The 21,470-nt window shown below is 48.9% G+C and carries 19 protein-coding genes; 14 read left to right on the forward strand and 5 right to left on the reverse strand.

Annotated features, from left to right (window positions below; genetic code table 11):
- Positions 1-3: 3 nt before the first annotated feature.
- Together ACYVGO_RS18660 and ACYVGO_RS18665 are read left to right on the forward strand one after the other, a co-directional pair.
- Positions 4-753: a GLPGLI family protein gene (locus ACYVGO_RS18660; RefSeq protein WP_460970566.1), complete on the forward strand. Its 750-nt coding sequence runs from the start codon at positions 4-6 to the stop codon at positions 751-753.
- A 127-nt stretch (positions 754-880) separates the two neighbouring features.
- The gene (locus ACYVGO_RS18665; RefSeq protein WP_142775188.1) at positions 881-1,213 is read left to right on the forward strand and encodes a hypothetical protein; all 333 of its coding nucleotides are present in this window, start codon (positions 881-883) and stop codon (positions 1,211-1,213) included.
- Positions 1,214-1,345: 132 nt separating this feature from the next.
- Here the strand turns inward: ACYVGO_RS18665 and hemN are convergent, their stop codons facing one another.
- The gene (gene hemN / locus ACYVGO_RS18670) at positions 1,346-2,722 is read right to left on the reverse strand and encodes an oxygen-independent coproporphyrinogen III oxidase (protein WP_460970538.1); all 1,377 of its coding nucleotides are present in this window, start codon (positions 2,720-2,722) and stop codon (positions 1,346-1,348) included.
- A 234-nt stretch (positions 2,723-2,956) separates the two neighbouring features.
- On the opposite strand from hemN, the gene ACYVGO_RS18675 reads away from it, so the two are divergent.
- From ACYVGO_RS18675 to ACYVGO_RS18690, 4 genes are all read left to right on the forward strand, one after another.
- Positions 2,957-5,434: a heavy metal translocating P-type ATPase gene (locus ACYVGO_RS18675; RefSeq protein ID WP_460970539.1), complete on the forward strand. Its 2,478-nt coding sequence runs from the start codon at positions 2,957-2,959 to the stop codon at positions 5,432-5,434.
- A 117-nt stretch (positions 5,435-5,551) separates the two neighbouring features.
- Complete coding sequence (katE, locus tag ACYVGO_RS18680; protein WP_460970540.1) at positions 5,552-7,705, forward strand: catalase HPII; 2,154 nt, start codon at positions 5,552-5,554, stop codon at positions 7,703-7,705.
- A gap of 113 nt (positions 7,706-7,818) precedes the next feature.
- The gene (locus ACYVGO_RS18685; protein ID WP_460970541.1) at positions 7,819-8,997 is read left to right on the forward strand and encodes an MFS transporter; all 1,179 of its coding nucleotides are present in this window, start codon (positions 7,819-7,821) and stop codon (positions 8,995-8,997) included.
- A gap of 225 nt (positions 8,998-9,222) precedes the next feature.
- Positions 9,223-10,311: a Fic family protein gene (locus ACYVGO_RS18690; protein ID WP_460970542.1), complete on the forward strand. Its 1,089-nt coding sequence runs from the start codon at positions 9,223-9,225 to the stop codon at positions 10,309-10,311.
- 42 nt (positions 10,312-10,353) lie between these two features.
- Here ACYVGO_RS18690 and ACYVGO_RS18695 read toward each other — a convergent pair whose 3' ends face one another.
- Complete coding sequence (locus ACYVGO_RS18695; RefSeq protein WP_142775183.1) at positions 10,354-11,103, reverse strand: acyl-CoA desaturase; 750 nt, start codon at positions 11,101-11,103, stop codon at positions 10,354-10,356.
- A gap of 384 nt (positions 11,104-11,487) precedes the next feature.
- Between ACYVGO_RS18695 and ccoS the strand changes: the two genes are divergently transcribed.
- The 8 genes from ccoS (at position 11,488) to ACYVGO_RS18735 (ending at position 19,076) form a co-directional block, all read left to right on the forward strand.
- Positions 11,488-11,661, forward strand: coding sequence for a cbb3-type cytochrome oxidase assembly protein CcoS (gene ccoS / locus ACYVGO_RS18700; RefSeq protein WP_142775182.1), 174 nt, complete (start codon positions 11,488-11,490; stop codon positions 11,659-11,661).
- Between the two features lie 21 nt (positions 11,662-11,682).
- The gene (gene ccoN, locus ACYVGO_RS18705) at positions 11,683-13,905 is read left to right on the forward strand and encodes a cytochrome-c oxidase, cbb3-type subunit I (protein ID WP_460970543.1); all 2,223 of its coding nucleotides are present in this window, start codon (positions 11,683-11,685) and stop codon (positions 13,903-13,905) included.
- Between the two features lie 107 nt (positions 13,906-14,012).
- Entirely contained in the window at positions 14,013-14,183 is a 171-nt protein-coding gene (locus ACYVGO_RS18710; RefSeq protein WP_460970544.1) for a hypothetical protein, read from the forward strand.
- 12 nt (positions 14,184-14,195) lie between these two features.
- On the forward strand, positions 14,196-15,038 hold the full coding sequence (locus ACYVGO_RS18715) for a cbb3-type cytochrome c oxidase N-terminal domain-containing protein (RefSeq protein WP_460970545.1): 843 nt from the start codon (positions 14,196-14,198) through the stop codon (positions 15,036-15,038).
- Between the two features lie 54 nt (positions 15,039-15,092).
- On the forward strand, positions 15,093-16,550 hold the full coding sequence (ccoG, locus tag ACYVGO_RS18720; RefSeq protein ID WP_460970546.1) for a cytochrome c oxidase accessory protein CcoG: 1,458 nt from the start codon (positions 15,093-15,095) through the stop codon (positions 16,548-16,550).
- A gap of 93 nt (positions 16,551-16,643) precedes the next feature.
- Positions 16,644-17,084, forward strand: a complete 441-nt coding sequence (locus ACYVGO_RS18725) for a FixH family protein (protein WP_460970547.1) — start codon at positions 16,644-16,646, stop codon at positions 17,082-17,084.
- Positions 17,085-17,087: 3 nt separating this feature from the next.
- A complete protein-coding gene (locus tag ACYVGO_RS18730; protein ID WP_460970548.1) occupies positions 17,088-17,786 on the forward strand; it encodes a sulfite exporter TauE/SafE family protein in 699 nt (232 codons plus the stop codon).
- 363 nt (positions 17,787-18,149) lie between these two features.
- Complete coding sequence (locus ACYVGO_RS18735) at positions 18,150-19,076, forward strand: bestrophin family protein (RefSeq protein ID WP_460970549.1); 927 nt, start codon at positions 18,150-18,152, stop codon at positions 19,074-19,076.
- A 342-nt stretch (positions 19,077-19,418) separates the two neighbouring features.
- Here the strand turns inward: ACYVGO_RS18735 and ygiD are convergent, their stop codons facing one another.
- The 3 genes from ygiD to ACYVGO_RS18750 form a co-directional block, all read right to left on the reverse strand.
- Positions 19,419-20,252 (reverse strand): 4,5-DOPA-extradiol-dioxygenase, encoded by an 834-nt coding sequence (gene ygiD, locus ACYVGO_RS18740; protein ID WP_460970567.1) that lies wholly within the window; start codon positions 20,250-20,252, stop codon positions 19,419-19,421.
- Positions 20,253-20,403: 151 nt separating this feature from the next.
- A complete protein-coding gene (locus ACYVGO_RS18745) occupies positions 20,404-20,937 on the reverse strand; it encodes an NAD(P)-binding domain-containing protein (RefSeq protein WP_460970550.1) in 534 nt (177 codons plus the stop codon).
- Positions 20,938-21,234: 297 nt separating this feature from the next.
- Positions 21,235-21,470: hypothetical protein (locus tag ACYVGO_RS18750; RefSeq protein ID WP_460970551.1), on the reverse strand; the 236-nt coding region annotated here is incomplete at its 5' end.

Here is a 21,470-nt window from a genome sequence, read left to right on the forward strand (position 1 = left end):
ATGATGAACCGCCTTATCAATCTATTCCTACTTGTCCTTATTGTGACAACTGCCAGTGCCCAGAAAACAGAGGGTGTGGTTAATTACGAACGTAAAACCTACTGGACTAAAATTATTGCCCGGATGACTTTCCTGAGTCAGGAACAGAAAGACCGGGCCGCCCAAACCTGGAAAAATGATGATGAGTATAAGGAAAAAATGAAGCTGGTGTTCACCGAAAATGAGAGCTTGTACGGCTATTCCAGCGAGAGTGGTGAAACGGAAGATGGCGGGTATTCCTGGCGTAACTCCGAACTGAAATTGTATCGGAATTTTGAGAAAGATAAAAAGATGGATCTTATTGAGATGCTGGGTAAAACCTACATCATCGAGGATTCACTGCACACGCCAAACTGGAAAATAGGGAATCAGATTAAAGATATTGCGGGCTATATCTGTATGAAAGCCGAAACCGAGGACCCGATAAAAAAACAGAAAATTACGGCCTGGTTTGCGCAGGATATCCCTGTTTCGGCGGGCCCTGAACGCTACAATGGTCTGCCAGGCGTAATCCTGGAACTGAGCCTGAACGATGGCGATGTGGTGATTGAGGCAACCAGTGTAACCCTCAAAAAAATTACGGCCGATGACCTGAAATTACCCAAAGCGAAAGGGAAGAAAATCAACGATGCGGCTTATGATGCACTCATTCGTCAACACATTGCTGATAGTATGACCTCTCACCGGAATCCATACTGGGCTGTTCGGTATTGAGCCAGGAAACGAATTCCATTGCGGGAAAACACCAGTGAACAAAGATCAGTTGTTGACCTGACGAACGTCATATAGGTTACAATAGGCCACGCTTTATTTTGTGTCATCATTTAAACGAACACAACTTATGGCAACGCTCTCGCACTCAACAACTAATTATACAAATACAGCCGATTCTAGCTGGTTAGCTGCTTATAAAAACTACGTGGCTAAAGCTGAATTCAACCGCTTTGGCTGGGCGGTTTCGGCATTGGCTATTCAGGGTTGTATACTGTCGCCCGCCCTGTTATTGATCATGTCGAACTTTGGCGGTGGCGACTGGCAGTTTCTGGTGAGCATGCTTTGTTTTCTGTTGGTGCTAATCCCAATTCTGTCGGCTTTTCCAGTAAAATATATTTTCCCCGCATTTGCGACTAGCCTGGTTCTGCACTTGCTGATGATCGCCATTGACTTACTGTAAGTAAGGACTGTTAACGTCCATAAAACGAGCGGCCCGATGTACATCGGGCCGCTCGTTTTATGGTTTACGGCATTAGTCTTTCCCGTTCTCGCTTGGCGAAGCCAAGTGAGAACGGGGTTAGCAGAAATCTGCTCAAACCGTCTGTGAAAACAACCTTGTTTTGGCCGGGCCGACATTTAGCTTCGCGTAATTCAACCGCTCATCGAACGCCATGCAGATATTCCGAAGAAAGGGGCGACCTTCGGGATGGACGCGTAACCCTTCTGCATCATAGTCCAATAGCCCATCGAGTCGGAATTCGTCCAGTCGTTTGGCGAGGTCTTCCCACTCCCGTTTCGACCAACTGCCAATGTGCCAATGCGTTTCGCCCTGACACATGATGTTCAGAATTTGCCGACGCAGAAACTGATCCTGGTCATCGAGAACATGGCCACGTAGCAAGGGCAACTCACCTGCCATAACCCGATTGGTATAGGTATCTACATCTTTCTCGTTCTGTGCAAACGCCGACCAGACATCGCTGATCGAAGAAACCCCAAGTCCGAGTAGTACGCGCGTTTGCGTGGTTGTATACCCCATGAAGTTCCGGTGGAGGTGACCGGTTTCCATCGCTTTGTACAGGCTATCGTGCGTCCTGGCAAAGTGATCCATGCCGATTTCAACGTAGCCCGCACTCTCTAATAAGTCCCGGCCAGTTTCGTACAAAACTCGCTTCTCATCGCCCGAGGGCAAGTCTTCATCCCGAAAGCCGCGCTGGCCATTTCCTTTGAGCCAGGGTACATGGGCGTAGGAATAAAACGCAATACGGTCGGGCTGGAGCGTTAGGGTTTTATAGATCGTATCCTCGATTGAATCCGTAGTTTGGTGCGGCAGTCCGAACACCAGATCATGGCTTATTGATGTATAGCCAATCTGCCGTGCCCAGTTTGTTACCTGTTGCACATGTTCGAACGGCTGATGCCGATGAATGGCTTTTTGTACCACAGGGTCATAATCCTGAACGCCAAAACTTACCCGCCGGAAACCAAAGTTGTATAAAACCTGCAAATGCTGCCGGGTTGTGTTGTTCGGGTGTCCTTCCCAACCGTAGTCGGGAGATTCAGTTGGGGTAGCGCGCTCAAAGATTCCGGTTAAGAGCCGTTCCAGTTGATCGGGTGCAAAAAAGCTGGGTGTTCCGCCACCCAGATGTAGTTCGGCAATGCGTGGTTTTTCGGGCAATAAGTCGCAATACAGGTTCCACTCGGTTAGTAGAGCTTCTATATAAGGCACCTCAACCGCATGGTTTTTTGTGATGCGTTTGTTGCAGCCACAGAACGTGCAAAGGCTCTCACAATAAGGCAAATGGATATAGAGGCTGATGCCTGTTGTTGAATTCGTAGCTGAAAAAGCCCGTTTCAAATGGTATACCCAGGCGGCTTCGCTAAACGTGGCTTCGTCCCAGAAAGGTACGGTTGGGTAACTGGTATAGCGTGGACCTGGAACGTTATATTTCTCGATGAGCGGATTCATGGTTGATCGGCATAGGGCAGGGAGCGCGGTGCCGGGAGCCAGCTATAGAAACTGAGTACTAACCCTTTTTGCGTACTCCCCGCACCGTGCTCCCTGCCCTATGCACCCTGCTATTGTGTAAGCAAAAATGGCTTGTTCATGCGTGGTAACTCCTGAGTGGTATCAGGTCTCGGGTTGATGATGATCAGGAGTTAAGTTGCGCGCTGGTGCCAACTTGCCTCCAAATTCTGAGGTATGAGTACGGCTACGATTTCATCAACCATCTGCTACCACTGCGGCAATGAATGCCCCGACGAGTCAATCGTTCTTGATGATAAACCATTCTGCTGCGATGGCTGCAAAACAGTATATAGTATCCTGAGTCAACATCAGCTTTGTCAATATTATGACATTGAGCAACTGTCGGGTCAAGGCCGCACTACCAGACCGGGAAACAATCTGAAGGCCAGTGACGCCCGACAGACGCGGCTGGAGTTTCTGGATCACCCTGATATTGTGGCTCAATTGCTGGAGTTTTCCAGCGAGTCTACTGCTAAGGCTACGTTTTACATTCCCACCATTCACTGTAGTTCCTGCCTGTGGCTGCTGGAACACCTGTATCGGATTAATCCTGCTATTCAGCAGGCGCGGGTTGATTTCCTGAAAAAACAAGTCCATCTGACGTATAATCCCGCCGAGCTAACACTTCGTCAGGTAGTCGAACTGCTTAGTTCCATTGGCTACGAACCACTGATTAGCCTCAACGATGTGGTACAGGCCGGGCAAAAAATATCAAATCGGCCGTTTCTATACCGACTCGGCGTAGCGGGCTTCTGCGCGGGGAATATCATGCTGTTCAGCTTCCCCGAATACCTGGGCCTTACTGATCCGTCGTTCAAACACCTGTTCGGGATACTCAATTTGTTACTGGCCATTCCCGTTGTATTTTATTCGGCATCGGGTTATTTTGAGTCCGTCTGGACGGCACTGCGAAAGGGCACTATAAATATCGACTTTCCCATTCTACTCGGCATTCTGGTAGCCTTTTTTCGGGGGACTTATGAAGTGTTGGCGCTTGATGGCGCTGGCTATTTTGATTCGCTAGCAGGCCTGATTTTCTTTTTGTTATGTGGCAAGTGGTTTCAGCAGCGTACCCACGAATTCCTGTCGTTCGAGCGGGATTACAAATCGTACTTCCCATTGGCGGTAACGGTGGTGGGGCGCGGGGCAGGGAGCCCGGAGCAGGGCGTAAGTAGATCCGTTCCCCCTGCCCCCTGCTCCGTGCCCCTTGCCCAACTCCGTAAAGGAGATCGAATTCGGGTGCGAAATCAGGAGTTGATCCCTGCCGATGGCTTGCTTTATAAAGGCCAGGGCATGATTGATTATAGCTTCGTCACGGGCGAATCGGAGCCGGAAGTCAAGGAACCTGGTGCGCTGGTTTATGCAGGTGGGAAGCAGGTGGGCGAAGCCATTGAACTGGAAGTAGTGCGCGAGGTATCGCAAAGTTACCTGACCCAACTCTGGAACAACGATGCCTTTCAGAAGGACGATACCTCCCGAATCCGCACCTTCGCCGATGCGGTTGGAACGTATTTTACCGTAACCGTTATGTCGGTAGCTGCTTTGGTCGGTTTGTACTGGTATGCCTATCACGATCCCGCCAGGGCCATCAACGCTTTTACCGCCGTGCTCATTATTGCCTGTCCCTGTGCGCTGTCGCTATCGTACCCTTTTGCGTTGGGAAACGGCTTGCGGTTGCTGGGGAAACGGCATCTGTACCTCAAAAACGCCGATGTTATTGAAAAAATGGCTGCCTGCGATACTATCGTTTTCGACAAAACGGGTACACTCACGACCCCACAACATGCAGTAGCTGAGCGGTTCGATCGGCCCCTGCATCCAATTGATCGCGCTATGGTTGTATCGCTGGTTCGACAGTCAGCGCACCCACTTAGTCGTAAATTGACCAGCTATCTAGCAGACAACGTACCGCTTTCTATCGACTATTTTACCGAAGTGCCGGGGCATGGAATTCAGGCGCTTGTAGATGGTTTGGTTGTCAAACTAGGTACTCGTTCGTTTGTGGATCCTGCGGTCTGTGAGGACACAGGCCGTGGAGAGGTGGCTGGTTCACTTTCCGAAGCTCGTACCTATCTCAGCATCGATCATCAGTATCGGGGATACTTCGCCTTTCCGAACGATTATCGGTCAGGATTAGAGGTCATGCTGACTGACTTACGCGCCACGCATCAACTGTATCTGCTCTCTGGTGATAACGATCATGCCCAGACCGAATTGACTCACTTGTTCCCCAAGGTTGGGCAGATGCATTTTAATTGTCGGCCTGAAGAAAAATTAGCCTTCATTAAACATCTACAAGCAAACGATCGGCGGGTGATGATGGTGGGTGATGGCTTAAACGACGCTGGTGCCTTGAAACAGGCCGACGTGGGTATTGCCGTTACCGACGATACCGTTCAGTTCACCCCTGCCAGTGATGCCATTCTGGAAGCCGCTGCGTTAATGCAACTGCCCCAGATGTTGAACTACACTCGATTCGGTATGCGCCTGATCCGGTTCAGTTTTATCGTTTCTCTGCTGTACAACTTCATTGGTCTCAGCTATGCCCTAACGGGGAATCTGTCGCCTGTGGTGGCGGCTATTCTGATGCCGATCAGTTCGGCGACAATGCTGGCGATTTCTACATTGGGCATGCGCTTTCGGAAGATTTAAGGGTAGTCTAACGTGGGTTGATAACCGCCCGTAGCCACACTTTTCAGACTATTTTCTGGTTTGTTTCAACAAATTGGTAATTCCTGTCTTCACGTAGAAAGACCAATTGGAATTATCATGCCTAAGGAAACCAACAAAACCAACACGAACGATAAGCTTGAGGAACTGGACCAGAACCGGGAAGACAGTACCGGCCAGTTCCTGACAACCAACCAGGGTCTTCGCGTCAGCGATGATCAGAATTCACTGAAGGCAGGGCCAAGAGGAGCAACTCTACTGGAAGACTTTATTCTTCGCGAAAAAATCACCCATTTCGACCATGAACGGATTCCTGAGCGGATTGTACATGCTCGGGGGGCGGCTGCTCATGGTTATTTTCAGGTCTATGAATCACAGAGCGAGCTAACCAAAGCCGGATTCCTGCAAGACTCTTCGCTAAAAACGCCCGTATTTGTGCGGTTTTCTACGGTAGCGGGCTCGCGCGGATCATCGGATCTGGCGCGGGATGTACGGGGTTTCGCGGTTAAATTTTATACGGAAGAAGGCAACTTCGATTTAGTCGGTAATAACATGCCGGTATTCTTTATCCAGGATGCCATTAAGTTTCCCGATCTTATTCATGCCGTAAAGCCCGAACCCAATAATGAAATTCCGCAGGCGGCTTCGGCGCACGATACCTTCTGGGATTTTATTTCGCTCACACCCGAGTCGATGCACATGATCATGTGGACAATGTCGGATCGGGCTATTCCGCGGAGCTACCGGATGATGGAGGGCTTTGGCGTACATACGTTCCGATTTGTTAATGCGGACGGAAAATCTCGCTTTGTGAAATTCCACTGGAAACCCCTGCTGGGTGTTCATTCAGTTGTTTGGGATGAAGCACAGCTCATTTCGGGCCGTGATCCAGATTTCCATCGTCGCGATCTGTGGGATGCCATTGAAGGCGGAGCTTATCCGGAGTGGGAGTTAGGGGTGCAGATTGTGGAGGAAGAAGACGAGCATAAATTTGACTTCGATCTACTGGATTCCACTAAACTGATTCCGGAAGAGTTGGTACCTGTGCAGCGCATCGGAAAGATGACGCTGAACCGCAACCCGGATAACTACTTTGCCGAAACAGAACAGGTTGCTTTTCACTTAGGTCATCTGGTTCCCGGTCTCGATTTTACTAACGATCCGCTTTTGCAGGGCCGTTTATTCTCTTATACCGATACACAATTGAAGCGGCTGGGAGGTCCTAATTTTCACGAGATACCCATTAACCGGCCCATCGCGCCTGTCCACAATGGGCAGCGGGACGGGCATATGCGCCAGACGATCAACGTAGGTCGAACCAGTTACGGACCCAACGCCATTAACGGCGATTCGCCAGCGCAGGCGGGGCAGAAGGAGGGTGGTTTTACCAGTTATCCTGAACGGATCGACGCCAATAAAGTACGGGCCCGGAGCAAAAGCTTTATGGACCATTATAACCAGGCGAAACTGTTCTGGAATAGTCAGTCGGATACAGAGAAAACCCACCTGATAAAAGCCCTTCGGTTTGAGCTGGGCAAAGTGGTTGTCGATGATATCCGTAACCGAATGCTGATTCACCTGGCCCAAGTCGATGCAACTTTAGCAAAAGGTGTTGCCGAAGGACTAGGTCTGGATGTGCCTTCATCAAAAGATGTGCAGTTAAATAAAAGTGTTCCGGCTGATGCCAATCCGGCTGATTACCAGTCTGTACCGGCCAAGGCTACAGTGGGAAGTTCGGCAGCACTCAGTATGGCGAACCCGCCTAAAGTGGGAATTAAAACGCGCCAGGTAGCAATTCTGGCAGCCGATGGTGTCGATGCTTCCGCTTTGAACACGATGAAAGAGGCCCTATCGGCCGAGAAAGCCATTATCGCTATCATTGCCCCCCGATTGGGAATGCTCAAAACATCGACCGGCGAAACGATGAAAATCGACGCCAGTTTACAAACGGCAGCTTCGGTACTGTTCGATGCGGTTTACGTTCCGGGTGGTAAATCCAGTGTGAAGTCGCTGCTACAGGAAGACGAAGCCATCCGATTTGTTCACGAAGCCTTCATGCACTGTAAAGCCATTGCCGCCACGGGCGAAGGGGTTGAACTTCTGAAAGCTGCTGCGACTGGTGGGGCCGAAAAGCTATTAGACAGCGACGGTGTTATTACCAGTCTGGATGCGACTGACGCTGATGTTCCTTCGCAGTTTATAGAGGCCATTGGCCAGCATCGTTTCTGGAGCCGGGAGAAGAAGCTGGTATAAATTGGTTTTTGCAGAATGAATAAAGGGTAAACGTTGTGCCACGGTTCAAAACTGTGGCACAACGTTTACCTTTTATTCATTCTGCCTGATTCCCTGAAGACTTATCTTTGGGCATGCTCGCTTCCTCACGTATCAATGGTCAGTTACTGGTTGTTGTATTTGCCCAATTTGCCGGTACTTCGCTCTGGTTTGCTGGTAACGCCATCCTGCCTGAACTTCAGCCCCTATTAAAAGCTACAGCTCCAGGACTTACAAGTTGGATCACCTCAGCGGTACAAATTGGGTTTATCACCGGCACATTACTCTACGCGCTCTTTGCCATACCCGATCGGTTCCGCTCGACTTATGTCTTTCTGATCTCCGTTACATTAGCCGCCACCATTAATCTGCTCTGGTTATTGCTACCCGTAAAAGCAGAAACGATTTTAGCCAGTCGCTTCCTGACTGGTTTTTTTCTGGCAGGCGTTTACCCGGTTGGAATGAAGATTGCCGCCGACCGATTCAAACCCGTTTTAGGCCGGGCAATGGGCTTTCTGGTTGGGGCGTTGGTGCTGGGTACAGCCTTCCCGCATCTCCTACGGGGATTGGGTGGCAGCTTGCCGTATCGTACACTGATCCTGTCAGTCAGTTTGTTAGCCATTAGCGGGGGTGTTTTATTGACGTTGGTTGTACCCACAAAACCAGTGCAATTTTCCGGGAGTTTCTTCCGACTTCAAACGCTGTTTTCGTTGGGGAAACCCTCTGCCTACCGGCCCGCTATGCTGGGGTACTTTGGCCACATGTGGGAGCTATACACACTTTGGGCTTTTCTGCCATCCCTGATAGCCTACTATCGATTGCAACATCCCGATGCAGAACTAACGAATTCACTCTGGGCGTTTGGGGGTATTGCTGCAGGTGCTGTGGGCTGCGTGGGTGGAGGCTACCTGGCTTTACAGATTGGTAGCGCGCGGGTGGCCCGCTATTTATTGCTAACGTCTGGCGTGTGTATTCTGTTGATGCCATTGCTATTAACTGCACCACCCTGGCTGTTTGGGGTATTTTTACTGATCTGGGGAGCCGCAGCCGCTGGTGATTCTCCGCAATTTTCCACCCTCGTTGCCAGCCACGCTACACTCGATAACCGGGGCAGTATCCTGACGCTCGTTACCTGCTTCGGCTTTCTGCTAACGGTAGTATCCATCCAGTTCATGGCCTGGCTTGTGGCAACGGTTGGCCTCTCGGGCTGGCTGTTTTACGTATTACTTCCCGGCCCCATTTTAGGATTGTTGGCGATGCGGTGGATGAGGTGACAACTTACGGAAAATGATGGTTAGGCCGTCGCTTGCCTGCAGTAGATTGCTATTGAAACTTAGTGATTTTTGACGTAGCAGGGGGAATATGTCGCGAAACTAATCTTTTTGTTGTTCATGTTAAATAAAAGCCGATAATTGTACATAATCCTATTTGTAATGTTAAGAAGCTTAACATTACAAATAGGATTATGTTAGGAATAGTCACGTAATTTAACATTAACAATGGCATACGACCCTACCGTACCCTATAATGATTTGCCTAATCTACCTCCAGCAATTGATTTAAATAGCTCTTCTATTCTGAAAGTCTTGACGCTGGCTTCAAGGTTTTTAGGTGAACTGAATGGTTTATGCGCATCATTGCCAGATCCCAATATACTGATCAATACCCTGGTTGTGCAGGAGAGCCGTGATAGTTCGGCCATTGAAAATATAGTAACAACACAGGATGAACTTTATCGGGCCATAGCCGATGACGATGGTAAATCTGTAGCGGCTAAAGAAGTTCTCAATTATCGAGAAGCGCTCTATACGGGTTTAGGGCGTATGGATAAGCAGCATAATCTACTGATGACAAATATGTTTGTCGAGATTGTACAAACGCTAAAACAAAATCAGGCAGGTATTCGTAACTCGCCGGGTACAGCACTGAAAAACGCTAACAGTGGGGCTGTTGTTTACACACCACCATGCTGTGAAGATGTACTGAGACAGAAGCTAAGTGCACTTGAACAGTTTATAAATGAAGACGAACCAGATGGCCCTGACCCATTAATTAAAGTGGCTTTGATGCATCATCAATTTGAAGCAATTCACCCCTTTTTAGATGGGAACGGGCGAACAGGACGTATTCTGATTGCTCTTTATTTGGTGCAACAGAAGCTTTTACCTCAACCGGTATTGTATCTGAGCCGTTATATTAATTCTTATAAACAAGATTATTATCGGCTGCTACGATCAGTAACTGAGCAGGATGCCTGGACGGAGTGGATTGTGTTTATTTTAACGGGCATTAGCGAGACGGCACGGCTCACTACCAGTAAAATCAGACGTATGTTGCAATTGATGGCTGACCTTGAAATACCTACACGACAGGCGTTGGGAAACCGATACGACCATGCGCTGTTACAACTCATATTTACATTGCCTTACCTGAAAATTGAACTTCTGGAACGACGCGGATTAGCCACTCGCCAAACAGCCTCTATTTACCTGAAACGACTTGTCGAAGGAGGAATATTGACCCCGATAAAATCAGGCCGGACGACTTATTACGTCAACCAGCGCCTAATCGACCTATTAGCCGATTAAAAGCCAACTTCCCGAAAGTTTAAAGCTTTCGGGAAGTTCTAGTCACATATACGCTTCATCTCGCCCAAGCCTCAATTTCAATACACCTACCTTGTTGAGGAACAGAATCATCGGGTAAGCCGGGTCGAACTCGTGCCAGCGGAAACCACCGAAGTTAGGTCGGCCGCCGTATTTGTGGTGATTATTATGATAGGATTCACCCATCATCAGGAAATCGAAGGGTAACAGGTTTTTAGCCGTATCGTCCAGCTTGAAGTTGGTATAGCCGTAGCGGTGGGCATACCAGTTGATAATAGCGCCATGAACCGGCCCCATCAGAAAATGCACGGGCAGCAATAGAAAGAACCAGGGGGATGGCGCAAACTGAATATAGAATAGCGTATAGGCCGTACCCCAGGCCAGTCGTACGGGCCAGCGGTCACCAAACCATTCCATAAATTCCCAGTTAGGCACCCCCTTTTTGAACTTCGCCGGAATCGTATCCCGGTTGTTCAGGATGTCGTTGTAAAATAATCGGGTTTTCCACATCATATCGAACAGGTTGTCCGAATAGCTTGGCGAGTGCGGATCATATTGCGTGTCGGCGTGGGCGTGGTGCAGGCGGTGCATAATACCATAGGCGCGCGGGCTCAAAAACGACGAGCCCTGTCCAACAAACGTTACTATATAAAAGAACTTCTCCCAACCTTTGCTCATCGTGAACATCTGGTGGGCGGCATAGCGGTGGAGAAAAAACGTTTGCATTAGCACTGATAGGTACCAGTGCGCCAGAAAGAAAGCGACAATAATCATCTAGTAGTCATTAATGGTCAGCCATTGTCAGTTTATAGTCATTTTTTGTCTGTCAACTCAATCAGCTCTGGACAATGAATGACTATAAACTGACAAGAATGACTGCAAAATTGACTGACCATATCCCTTGCCTTCCTGACGTTCATCAGGCGGTTAGATGACCTTCATCAGTCTATTACTGATGGCGCAAGGCTCCTGCCTTGTGCCTTTATTCTCCGGCCTCTGGCTGATAGCGTTTTTCATTTACCAGCCAGAGGCTGGGTAATAACTGTCACAAGGCAGGAGCCTTGCGCCGTCGGCAATCAAAATCAGGCTGGCACCTGACGAAACTCATATTTCCTCCTCCGAAATCGCCCCACTTTTGAGCCACTAACCGACAAGGCGATGAGCATTATCTTTTTTATGATTGGGATTAGTCTACTAATGGCGCTGGGTTTTCTGGGCGCGTTTTTCTGGTCGATGAAAACCGGGCAACAGGATGATCTCTACACGCCCTCGATTCGAATGCTGCTGGACGACGACGTTCCAGTCTCCACTGAAACTCAATCAAACGCATAGTAACCCCTGTACTCGTTTATTATGAATGTTTCGTTTAATCAACCCACTGCCAGTCCATCGCCCGATCGAGCGACAGGCTCCATCGCGATCGGGCATCAACCGCCGGGTGGCGATACACCTGTGGAACGCTTCGCCTACGACAATAAAATTGTCCGGGATTTCGGGATCGCTACCATTATCTGGGGCATCATTGGCATGCTCGTTGGCGTTATTGTTGCCAGCCAGTTGTTTGCACCAGCCGCTAACCTTGGCAACCAATACACAACGTTTGGTCGGATTCGACCTCTACACACCAACGCAGTAATTTTCGCCTTCGTTGGAAACGCCATTTTTATGGGCGTGTATTATTCGCTGCAACGACTCTGTAAAGCCCGGATGTTCAGTGATTTGCTGAGCAAAATACACTTCTGGGGCTGGCAGTTGATTATTCTGTCGGCAGTAGCAACCCTTCCGTTAGGCATTACGACATCGAAAGAATATGCCGAACTGGAGTGGCCAATCGACATTGCCATTACGCTGATCTGGGTGGTGTTCGGCATCAATATGTTCGGTACGATTATCAAACGGCGTGAGCGGCATTTGTACGTTGCTATCTGGTTTTACATTGCTACGTTCGTGACCATTGCCGTACTGCATATCGTCAACTCGATGGCTATGCCGGTTTCCTTCCTCAAAAGCTACTCGATGTATGCGGGTGTACAGGATGCGCTGGTTCAGTGGTGGTACGGTCATAACGCGGTGGCGTTCTTTCTGACCACGCCTTATCTGGGCATGATGTACTACTTCCTGCCCAAAATGGCGAATCGCCCGGTCTATTCGTATCGGCTCTCGATTCTGCACTTCTGGGCACTGATTTTCATCTACATCTGGGCGGGGCCTCACCACTTACTGTACTCGTCGCTGCCCGATTGGGCACAGTCTTTGGGGGTTGTATTCTCGATTATGCTCATTGCACCCTCGTGGGGAGGTATGATTAACGGGTTGCTGACGCTTCGTGGGGCCTGGGATAAAGTGCGCGAGGATGCCATTCTGAAATTCATGGTCGTGGCCCTGACCTGCTATGGGATGGCTACGTTCGAAGGCCCAATGCTGTCGCTCAAGAACGTAAACGGCATTGCCCACTTCACCGACTGGATTGTTGCCCACGTACACGTTGGTGCATTAGGTTGGAATGGTTTTATGACGTTTGCGATCCTGTACTGGCTCATTCCGCGTATGTTCCGGACGCCGTTGTACTCGAAAAAGCTGCTGAATTTCCACTTCTGGATTGGCACACTCGGCATTCTGTTCTACGCAGTGCCCATGTACATTGCGGGCTTCACCCAGGGGTTGATGTGGAAAGAATTTACAAACGAAAGCGTTCTGAAATACCCGACTTTCCTCGAAACGACGCTCCAGATTCTGCCCATGCACATGATGCGGGCCGTGGGTGGTACGTTCTACCTGATCGGGGCTATTTTGATGGGCTATAACCTCTTCAAAACAATGGCTGCCGGTAAACTGGTCGCGAACGAAGAGGCCGAAGCACCGGCGCTGGCCAAAGTCTATACCCCAACGGGGGGCGACACGTTCTGGCACCGATCCTTAGAACGGAAACCATTTCCATTACTGATTGGCTCGCTGGTGGTGATTTTGATCGGTTCCCTTATTGAGCTTATCCCAACATTCATGGTGAAATCGAACGTACCAACCATTGCGTCGGTGCAGCCCTATACGGCTCTCGAAGTGCAGGGACGTGACATTTACATCCGTGAGGGTTGTGTGAACTGCCATAGTCAGATGGTCCGGCCATTCCGGTCTGAAACAGAACGGTACGGCGAATATTCCAAAGCGGGCGAATTCGTATACGACCATCCGTTTCTGTGGGGTAGCAAACGTACCGGGCCAGACTTGCACCGCGAAGGTGGCAAATACCCCGACTCCTGGCACTATCACCACATGAACGAACCTACGTCGATGTCGCCGGGCTCCATTATGCCATCGTACCCCTGGTTGATCACGCAAAAGCTCGACATCTCGAATACCGCGGATAAACTCACTGCGCTGAAAAAAGTAGGCGTTCCTTACGATGATTCAGGCATTTCATACGCCAACGAAGACCTGAAAAAACAGGCCGATAAAATCAGTGGCCAGTTGGCTTCGGAAGGTATCAAGGTCGGTTCTGACCGTGAAATCGTAGCCCTCATCGCCTACCTCCAACGGTTAGGAACGGATATTAAGAAAATGGAAACGGTACAGAAGTAAATGAATAATGTATAATGGAGAATGAATAATGAGGGCTGTAGGCTCTGTCTTATTGTCCCATATCACTCCATTATACATTGTTCACTATACATTATTCATTCACAACAATGTTCAAGCAATTCATCTCAAAAATTCCCGGAGCAGACGTCTATATGGTCGGCTCGTTCCTGACGTTTTTTGCCTTTTTTATCCTGGTCGGCCTGTATTTGTTGATTGCTGATAAGCAGCATCTTCGGCAAATGGGTAACCTGCCACTGGACGACTCCACCAAGCTTTAATCGAAGCCAACAATGAACCTTCTTTTAACAACAATTAGTGCTCCGGCCACCGAAAAATCGATCTGGAATCTGACCTCTGGCGAAGACTTGCTGTGGGTACTTGTCATGCTATTTATAACCGTAGGTGTGGGACTGCTACTGGCCGTTACGCTGAATATGGCGTATGTATTACGCCAGGCGCTGACACCTGCGGATGCCAAAGCGGCTAAAGCTGCTGATACCCGTACCACCTGGCAGCGGTTTACAGGCTTGCATGAACTAAGTCAGGAAAAAGACTTGATGATGGATCATGAGTACGACGGTATCGCCGAGCTCAATAACCCAACACCGCCCTGGTTCATGGGTCTGTTCTACAGCACGATCGCCTTTGGTGTTGTGTATCTCCTGATTTTCCATGTGATCGGCAACGGCAATATTATGGAGCAGGAATATACGCAGGAAGTAGCGATTGCCGAGAAAGAACGGGCCGCCTTTATTAAACTCGTGGCGGGTAAAATCAATGAAAATACCGTTACGTTGATCAACGATAAGAAAGGGATGGAAGCTGGGAAGGTGCTGTTCAATCAGTACTGTACGGCCTGTCACGGTCAGAATGCCGAAGGTAAAGTTGGTCCAAACCTAACCGATGAATACTGGCTACATGGTGGTAGTATTAAAGCTGTATTTCACACCGTTACTGAAGGCGTTCCTGAAAAGGGCATGATTTCCTGGAAAAAACAACTGAATCCCCTTCAGATTCAACAGGTAGGTAGCTACATACTGTCGCTGCAAGGTACAAAACCCGCTGGAGCCAAAGAACCTCAGGGCGATAAGGTTGCAGCAACGGCACCTGCGCAGAAAGTGGCCATGCAGTAAATTTTTGTCATTCCGACCGTAGGGAGGAATGACAAAAAATAAATAACAACACCAATGACACCTCAGCTCAACGCTCCTTCTGTTACAGAAACAATATCTGCCAAACGTCAATGGCTGTACCCCCGCGTCGTTAAAGGACGCTTCTACCGCTGGCGGACAGCGGTGGCATGGGTATTTCTGGCCGCCCTTTTTTCTGGACCATTCCTAAGTTATAATGGGCAACCGCTGTTTCTGTTTAATGTACTGGAGCGTAAGTTCAATATTTTTGGTGTTACCTTCTGGCCACAGGATTTTTATTTAGTCGCCATTGGCTTACTGGCGTTTATCGTTTTCATTGCCCTGTTTACGGTGGTATATGGTCGCGTATTCTGTGGCTGGGCATGCCCCCAAACGGTTTTCCTGGAAATGGTTTTTCGGAAAATCGAAATATGGATTGAAGGCGACTCGAATGCCCGAAGACGTCTCGATGCGGCACCCTGGACAAGGGATAAAATTCTGAAAAAAAGTGCCAAGTACAGTATTTTCTTTCTGATTTCGTTTGCCATCAGCAATACGTTCCTAGCCTACATTATCGGCAAAGATGCACTGCTGACGATCATCACCGATAATCCGGCCAATCACGTTGGCGGTCTGTCAATTATCTTACTGTTTACGGGTGTTTTCTACACGGTATTTGCCTACGTACGCGAATACGTTTGTACAACCATTTGCCCATATGGTCGCCTGCAAAGTGTGTTGTTAGATAAGCAGTCAGTTATGGTTGCTTATGACGATGTACGAGGAGAGCCGAGGGGAAAGTTAGTGAAGAGTGAAGAGTTAAGAATGAAGAATATGGTTGAGACGGACTATTCTTCATTCTTAACTCTTCACTCTTCACTGAACAAAAAAGGCGATTGTATCAACTGCAAGCTTTGTGTACAGGTTTGCCCAACGGGTATCGATATCCGTAAAGGAACTCAGATGGAGTGTGTGAACTGTACACTCTGTATTGATGCATGCGATGATATTATGGATAAAATTGATCGCCCACGCGGTCTGATCCGGTACGATTCGCTTGAGGGTATTCAAACCCGCCAACCCTGGCGGATGACCCGACGGATGATGGGCTATAGTGTTGTGCTCGTGTTACTGATGAGTGTGTGGGGCTTTCTGCTATGGACACGTAGCGATTTGGATACTACCCTGTTACGCGCACCCGGTCAGTTGTATCAGCGCGAAGCCGAACGCGGACCCGGCGGGGTACTGATTTCGAACCTGTACCTGATTGAGCTAGTTAATAAAACGCATAAGGAAAAACCGGTCTCGTTCCGGGTCGATTATCCCGGTGCTACGTTGCGGATGGTTCAGCCCCTTACGAAAGCACCTGCCGATGAACTAACGAAAGGAATGTTTTTTATTTTGTTACCAGAAAAAAATATCCACGAAGTCAGCACTAAACTAACGGTCGAAGTAGTCTCCGACGGCGTTGTGGTAGATCGGGTCAAAACAACATTTTTAGGACCAGTAAACTGAGCAGGGCGCATGGGGCTTGGAGCAGAGGAAAAGTTCTTCCTTTCTTGCTGAGTGTCCATGCCCCGAGCACCCTGCTCCAAGCTTTTTAAACTTATGAACTGGGGTAAATCAATCGTTCTCGTATTTATAGTATTCGCGGGCTTTATTGGTACTATGGTGTACCTGATGACCCGCGAGCGCATCGATCTGGTCAGTGATAATTATTACCAGAACGAAATCGACTATCAGCAGCAGATAGATCGGGTGAGAAACGCCCGGCAAATTCAGGCGGGTACTAGTACTGCTACAACCATGACATACCTGGCAGACCAGCATCAAGTTGTGGTTGTATTGCCCAATGCCCTTCAAAAAGGCGAAATCACCTTTTATCGGCCCGGCGATAGTCGGCAGGATTTTCGGGTGCCTATTGCGGCTAAACATCCAACTCAACAGCTTATTCCAACCCAATCGCTGGCAAAGGGCAACTGGCGCGTGCAGTTCACCTGGTCGGATGGGCAGCGGGAGTATTATAAAGAGGAACAGATTTTTATATAACTGATGTCGCCCTGGTTAACCACTGCTTTCCTGACGGGACTTATCAGTAGTCTGCACTGCGTTGGTATGTGCGGGCCACTGGTGGCTGCGTTGCCGGTGGGTCGGTTGCCTCAGGGGCAACGATGGAAAGCCGTGGGTTTGTATCATACCGGGCGTATTGCTACCTACAGTACACTTGGGGCCTTGGCGGGTACCATGAACTTAGGACTGAATCTGATGGGTTGGCAGCGTCCGCTGGCCGTTATCTGTGGTGTGGTTTTGTTAGTGAGCTTCCTTTGGCGAAAAGGATTACCTGCCCGTTTACGATGGCCCTGGCTGAATGTACAGATTACCACGCTATTTCGGCACCATCTGTATCAGCCTAACTGGGCTGATTTTGCCGGATTAGGCATCCTCAACGGACTGTTGCCCTGCGGCTTTACCTACCTGGCCTTAGCCGGAACATTGGCCACCAATACCCCACTGGCGGGGGCATCGTACATGCTCTTGTTTGGGGCTGGTACATTACCTGCGCTTCTGGGCGTTAATCTCGTGGCTGGCTGGATAACGATAGTCGGTCGCCAGCGACTCAATCAGGTGCTCTCTGTTGCTACAGTGGTGGTGGCGCTGCTGCTCATTGGCCGGGGCTTAGCGGATTACCAACTACCAATTAGTCCGGCAGATATTATTCCCATATGTCATGGATTACTAACCGGCAAGTAATTGTTAGTCTTTTTACCCCTAAATCCCCTTCAGGGAGCTAGGCTCGCACTTGAAAAAAGCCCCCTTATTGACTTGAAGAAGTTAACCGCCGTTTTGCTAGTCTTCAAAACCCCCAACCCCCTGAAGGGGGCTAAGTTCACTGGGGAGAAAAGCCCCCTTCAGGGGGTTGGGGGTTTTGAAAGCCCAAAAAGGACAAGTTTTATGTAGGCGGTTATTTAATGCAAATCAATCAGGGGATTTAGGGGTAAAACCGGTTGGTAAGTAGTTTCTGGAAGTTGAAAAGCCCTTGCATGGTTTTGCGAGGTGAGTGTGTATATTGATTCCTTAATTGGGAAACAGTAACACACTTTTCTTCTACAACCGGTGATTATCTACGAAGCAAAAAATTGGTTTGGCGCCCTAAAGCATTTTCATACCAGCTATAGTATTCGGGTACTTTTACGGCGGGTGGCCTATGTGAGTGGCTATGGAATATTGCTCACACTCATCGATCAGCATGTTGTCGATATTCATGTACCCTTCGATGGAACTCTCTTTTCATTGCTGGGTATAACGCTGAGTTTATTGCTGGTATTTCGCACCAATACCGCCTATGATCGATTCTGGGAGGGCCGCCGACAGTGGGGCTTACTTGTCAATTATAGTCGTAATCTGGCTGTTCTACTGGACGGTCTGCTGCCCGATGAGGCACTAGCCAATCGAGTTTTCTTCGCCCGCACACTTTCCAACTTTGCGCTGGCCCTCAAAGGTCATTTACGCACCGGCGTTGACATGGCCGAATTGGAAGACATGGGTAATGACGAACTGGAAACGTTGCCTGAGTATGCCCATATCCCCAGCCGACTATCGGCTTTATTGATGCGTCGGTTTCAGGCATTACGTCAGGATGGCCTGGTTAACGATGCCGATTTGATCACCATTCGACTGTATCATCAGGCATTTCTCGATATAACCGGCTCCTGCGAGCGCATCAAAAAGACTCCCATCCCGTTCTCCTACAGTTTCTTTATCAAGCTGTTCATTACATTGTATGTGCTATTGATTCCGCTCGTCCTGGTGTCAACCTACGGGTACTTTGGTATTGTAGCCACTACATTAGCAGCCTACGCCCTAATCGGCATCGAAATGATTGGCGACGAAATTGAAGAACCTTTCGGACTCGATTGCAACGACTTACCTCTGAACCAAATAGCCCAGAACATCCGCCGGAACGTACACGAAATTCTGAGCGTAAAACCGTCTACGACTGTATTGGCCAAGCCAGAAGTCGACTATATAAAAGTGAATTAATTGGCAGGGAGCATGGTGCAAGGAGCGTGGAGCAGGGTATGCGCAACTGTAGGCCCTGCCCCGAGCCCCTTGCTCCACGCTCCCTACTCATCACCGTTAACGCTTGGCTTCGCGGAGTGTTGCCTATCATTTTAAGGGCCTCTGGCCCGTTTTTTGTCAATGAAGGGGGCTGAGACTCATTACTAAGCCGAGGGAGAGGAGGCATCGGGCGAGACGCCCTATAATTAGTCAACACTCGGCAAAGCCGAGCGTTAACGGCAGGTGAATTAATTGGCAGGGTGCTCAGAGCGTGGAGCTCGGGGCCGTGCAGGGCCGTGTCCCGAGCTCCACGCTCCACGCTCATCACCCAATCTTCACCGACGTCATCGTGAGCGAACCCGCCACGGCACGGTCATTGAAGAACGAGACCGAGTCTTTTGGGCTTTGCAAACCCAGGCTGTATAACAGCGGTAAATAATGCTCCGGCGTTGGAATGGCGAGTGCCGCATCCCGACCCAGGCTATTGTAATTGATGAGTGGTTTGGTATCACCATCACTGATCAACTGCTTGAACTTATCGTTGAGCGATTTTGCCCAATCGAAGCCGAAATTGGGCACATCCATCTTGTCCCAGGCCACCATGCGCAGGTTGTGCACCATATTGCCACTGCCAATAATCAGTACGCCTTTGCTCCGTAACGCATGTAGTTCACGAGCCAGATCGTAGTGATACTGGGGGCCTTTGGTATAGTCGATGCTCAATTGTAAAACGGGGATATTTGCATCTGGATACATATGCCTGACAATCGTCCAGGTGCCATGATCCAGACCCCAGTCATGAGCTAATTCGACATGAGCCGAGTGGAGCAGCGCTGCTGTTTCTTTGGCCAGAACCGGATTGCCCGGTGCCGGATATTGTACATCGAACAAGGCTTTTGGGAATCCACCAAAATCGTGAATCGTTTCCGGAAAATCCATCGCCGTAATCTTCGTTCCTCGGGTAAACCAGTGCGCCGAAACGACCAGAACGGCCGTAGGCGTGGGAATTTCCTTCGCCATACTCGTCCAGCGACGACTGAACTCGTTATCTTCAATACCGTTCATGGGCGATCCGTGTCCAACAAATAGAACTGGCATAAGCGGACCTTTTTGCTCCAGATCGTCGGTAAATTTTTTAAAGGCAGATAAGGTGTTCATTGTAATTGCTCCTGTTAGAATGGTTTTTACAAACTGTTTGCGTTCCATACGAATTTGATGGTATTAAACACAGAGACACAGGGAACACAGAGTGTTATGTGTCTTTAATCAATACTTTATTTCTCTGTGTTTTTTGTGCCTCTGTGTTTAATTAATTGTTTACCGACCAGTCTTCAACAACAACTGGGTTCCAGCCTGCTTTCTGCACCAGCGTTGAAACTGTAGCCAAGGCTTCCTGGTGCGTGCTGATGAGAAATGCATCGGCCCTTTCTTCGCCCATGATGACTACGTTAACCACTTTAGAATTTGGGAGTTTTTGCTGCAATTCCTCGCCCATATGAATCCTTACAGGGTCCAAATGGGCACTGTCATCATCATTCAGAAAGGTGGTAAGGCAGATTGCAATTTTACAGGTAGCTACTTCCCGAATTCGGTTGCATAGTTCATTCAACGACGATTCGGGGACGGACAGCACAATAATATCGGCCTCCCAGGACGCATTCACTTGGCAGTCGATGGCTTCCACATCGGCCAGGGGCGTCGATCGCAAAAGCTGGTTGGTCAGTTTTTGCGCATTGACGAAATCCTGATCAAAAAGCAGCAGCCGATAGGGACCATCGACCAGTCGGATGGCCAGCTCAGTACCCGAATTCCCCAAACCGATAATGGCGATTGTTGGCTTCATGGCGATAGGTCGTTTTGCCAAATTATTGACGTTGATACGACAAAACTACCGCCACTCGGTAGGCAAAAACGATGACCTAGTACAAGAAATAACGTTATACAGGGTCAATGAAAAAGCAGGTATTGATAAGTATTATTACAGTACAAACTAGAACGGGGAGCTTATGAAGCTCCCCGTTCTAGTTTGTACTTATACCAGTGTGGTTTTGTAGCTATGAATATGTTATGTGAATAAGGAAAGAAAAAGCAGCGAAATTAGCTAGTCCATATTCTTGGATAAAGACTTTTCTACACTCCTCTATTCTAATTCTGTAAACGCGCTACCAGCTAGTAAACTTGCTTTGTTGCGACAGGGACTATCTAAAACCAGAAAGCTTATTCCGTTTGGGTTTTTATCCAGATGATAGAGCCAGTTACCCGCTTTTGCATGTACTAAGACAAAACTGCTATTCTGTTCGTATCGGGCTGTTGTAATCAGATGTTGAGCGTTGTTAGCATCATAAAAGCTAACGACTCCCCGGCTAAATTTCATAA

Source organism: Spirosoma migulaei (genome assembly GCF_054776855.1).

Coding starts and splice junctions, on each gene's coding strand:
- ACYVGO_RS18660 (WP_460970566.1), top strand. CDS start 4: ATGAACCGCCTTATCAATCTATTCCTACTTGTCCTTATTGTGACAACT.
- ACYVGO_RS18665 (WP_142775188.1), top strand. CDS start 881: ATGGCAACGCTCTCGCACTCAACAACTAATTATACAAATACAGCCGAT.
- hemN (WP_460970538.1), bottom strand. CDS start 2,722: ATGAATCCGCTCATCGAGAAATATAACGTTCCAGGTCCACGCTATACC.
- ACYVGO_RS18675 (WP_460970539.1), top strand. CDS start 2,957: ATGAGTACGGCTACGATTTCATCAACCATCTGCTACCACTGCGGCAAT.
- katE (WP_460970540.1), top strand. CDS start 5,552: ATGCCTAAGGAAACCAACAAAACCAACACGAACGATAAGCTTGAGGAA.
- ACYVGO_RS18685 (WP_460970541.1), top strand. CDS start 7,819: ATGCTCGCTTCCTCACGTATCAATGGTCAGTTACTGGTTGTTGTATTT.
- ACYVGO_RS18690 (WP_460970542.1), top strand. CDS start 9,223: ATGGCATACGACCCTACCGTACCCTATAATGATTTGCCTAATCTACCT.
- ACYVGO_RS18695 (WP_142775183.1), bottom strand. CDS start 11,103: ATGATTATTGTCGCTTTCTTTCTGGCGCACTGGTACCTATCAGTGCTA.
- ccoS (WP_142775182.1), top strand. CDS start 11,488: ATGAGCATTATCTTTTTTATGATTGGGATTAGTCTACTAATGGCGCTG.
- ccoN (WP_460970543.1), top strand. CDS start 11,683: ATGAATGTTTCGTTTAATCAACCCACTGCCAGTCCATCGCCCGATCGA.
- ACYVGO_RS18710 (WP_460970544.1), top strand. CDS start 14,013: ATGTTCAAGCAATTCATCTCAAAAATTCCCGGAGCAGACGTCTATATG.
- ACYVGO_RS18715 (WP_460970545.1), top strand. CDS start 14,196: ATGAACCTTCTTTTAACAACAATTAGTGCTCCGGCCACCGAAAAATCG.
- ccoG (WP_460970546.1), top strand. CDS start 15,093: ATGACACCTCAGCTCAACGCTCCTTCTGTTACAGAAACAATATCTGCC.
- ACYVGO_RS18725 (WP_460970547.1), top strand. CDS start 16,644: ATGAACTGGGGTAAATCAATCGTTCTCGTATTTATAGTATTCGCGGGC.
- ACYVGO_RS18730 (WP_460970548.1), top strand. CDS start 17,088: ATGTCGCCCTGGTTAACCACTGCTTTCCTGACGGGACTTATCAGTAGT.
- ygiD (WP_460970567.1), bottom strand. CDS start 20,252: ATGAACACCTTATCTGCCTTTAAAAAATTTACCGACGATCTGGAGCAA.
- ACYVGO_RS18745 (WP_460970550.1), bottom strand. CDS start 20,937: ATGAAGCCAACAATCGCCATTATCGGTTTGGGGAATTCGGGTACTGAG.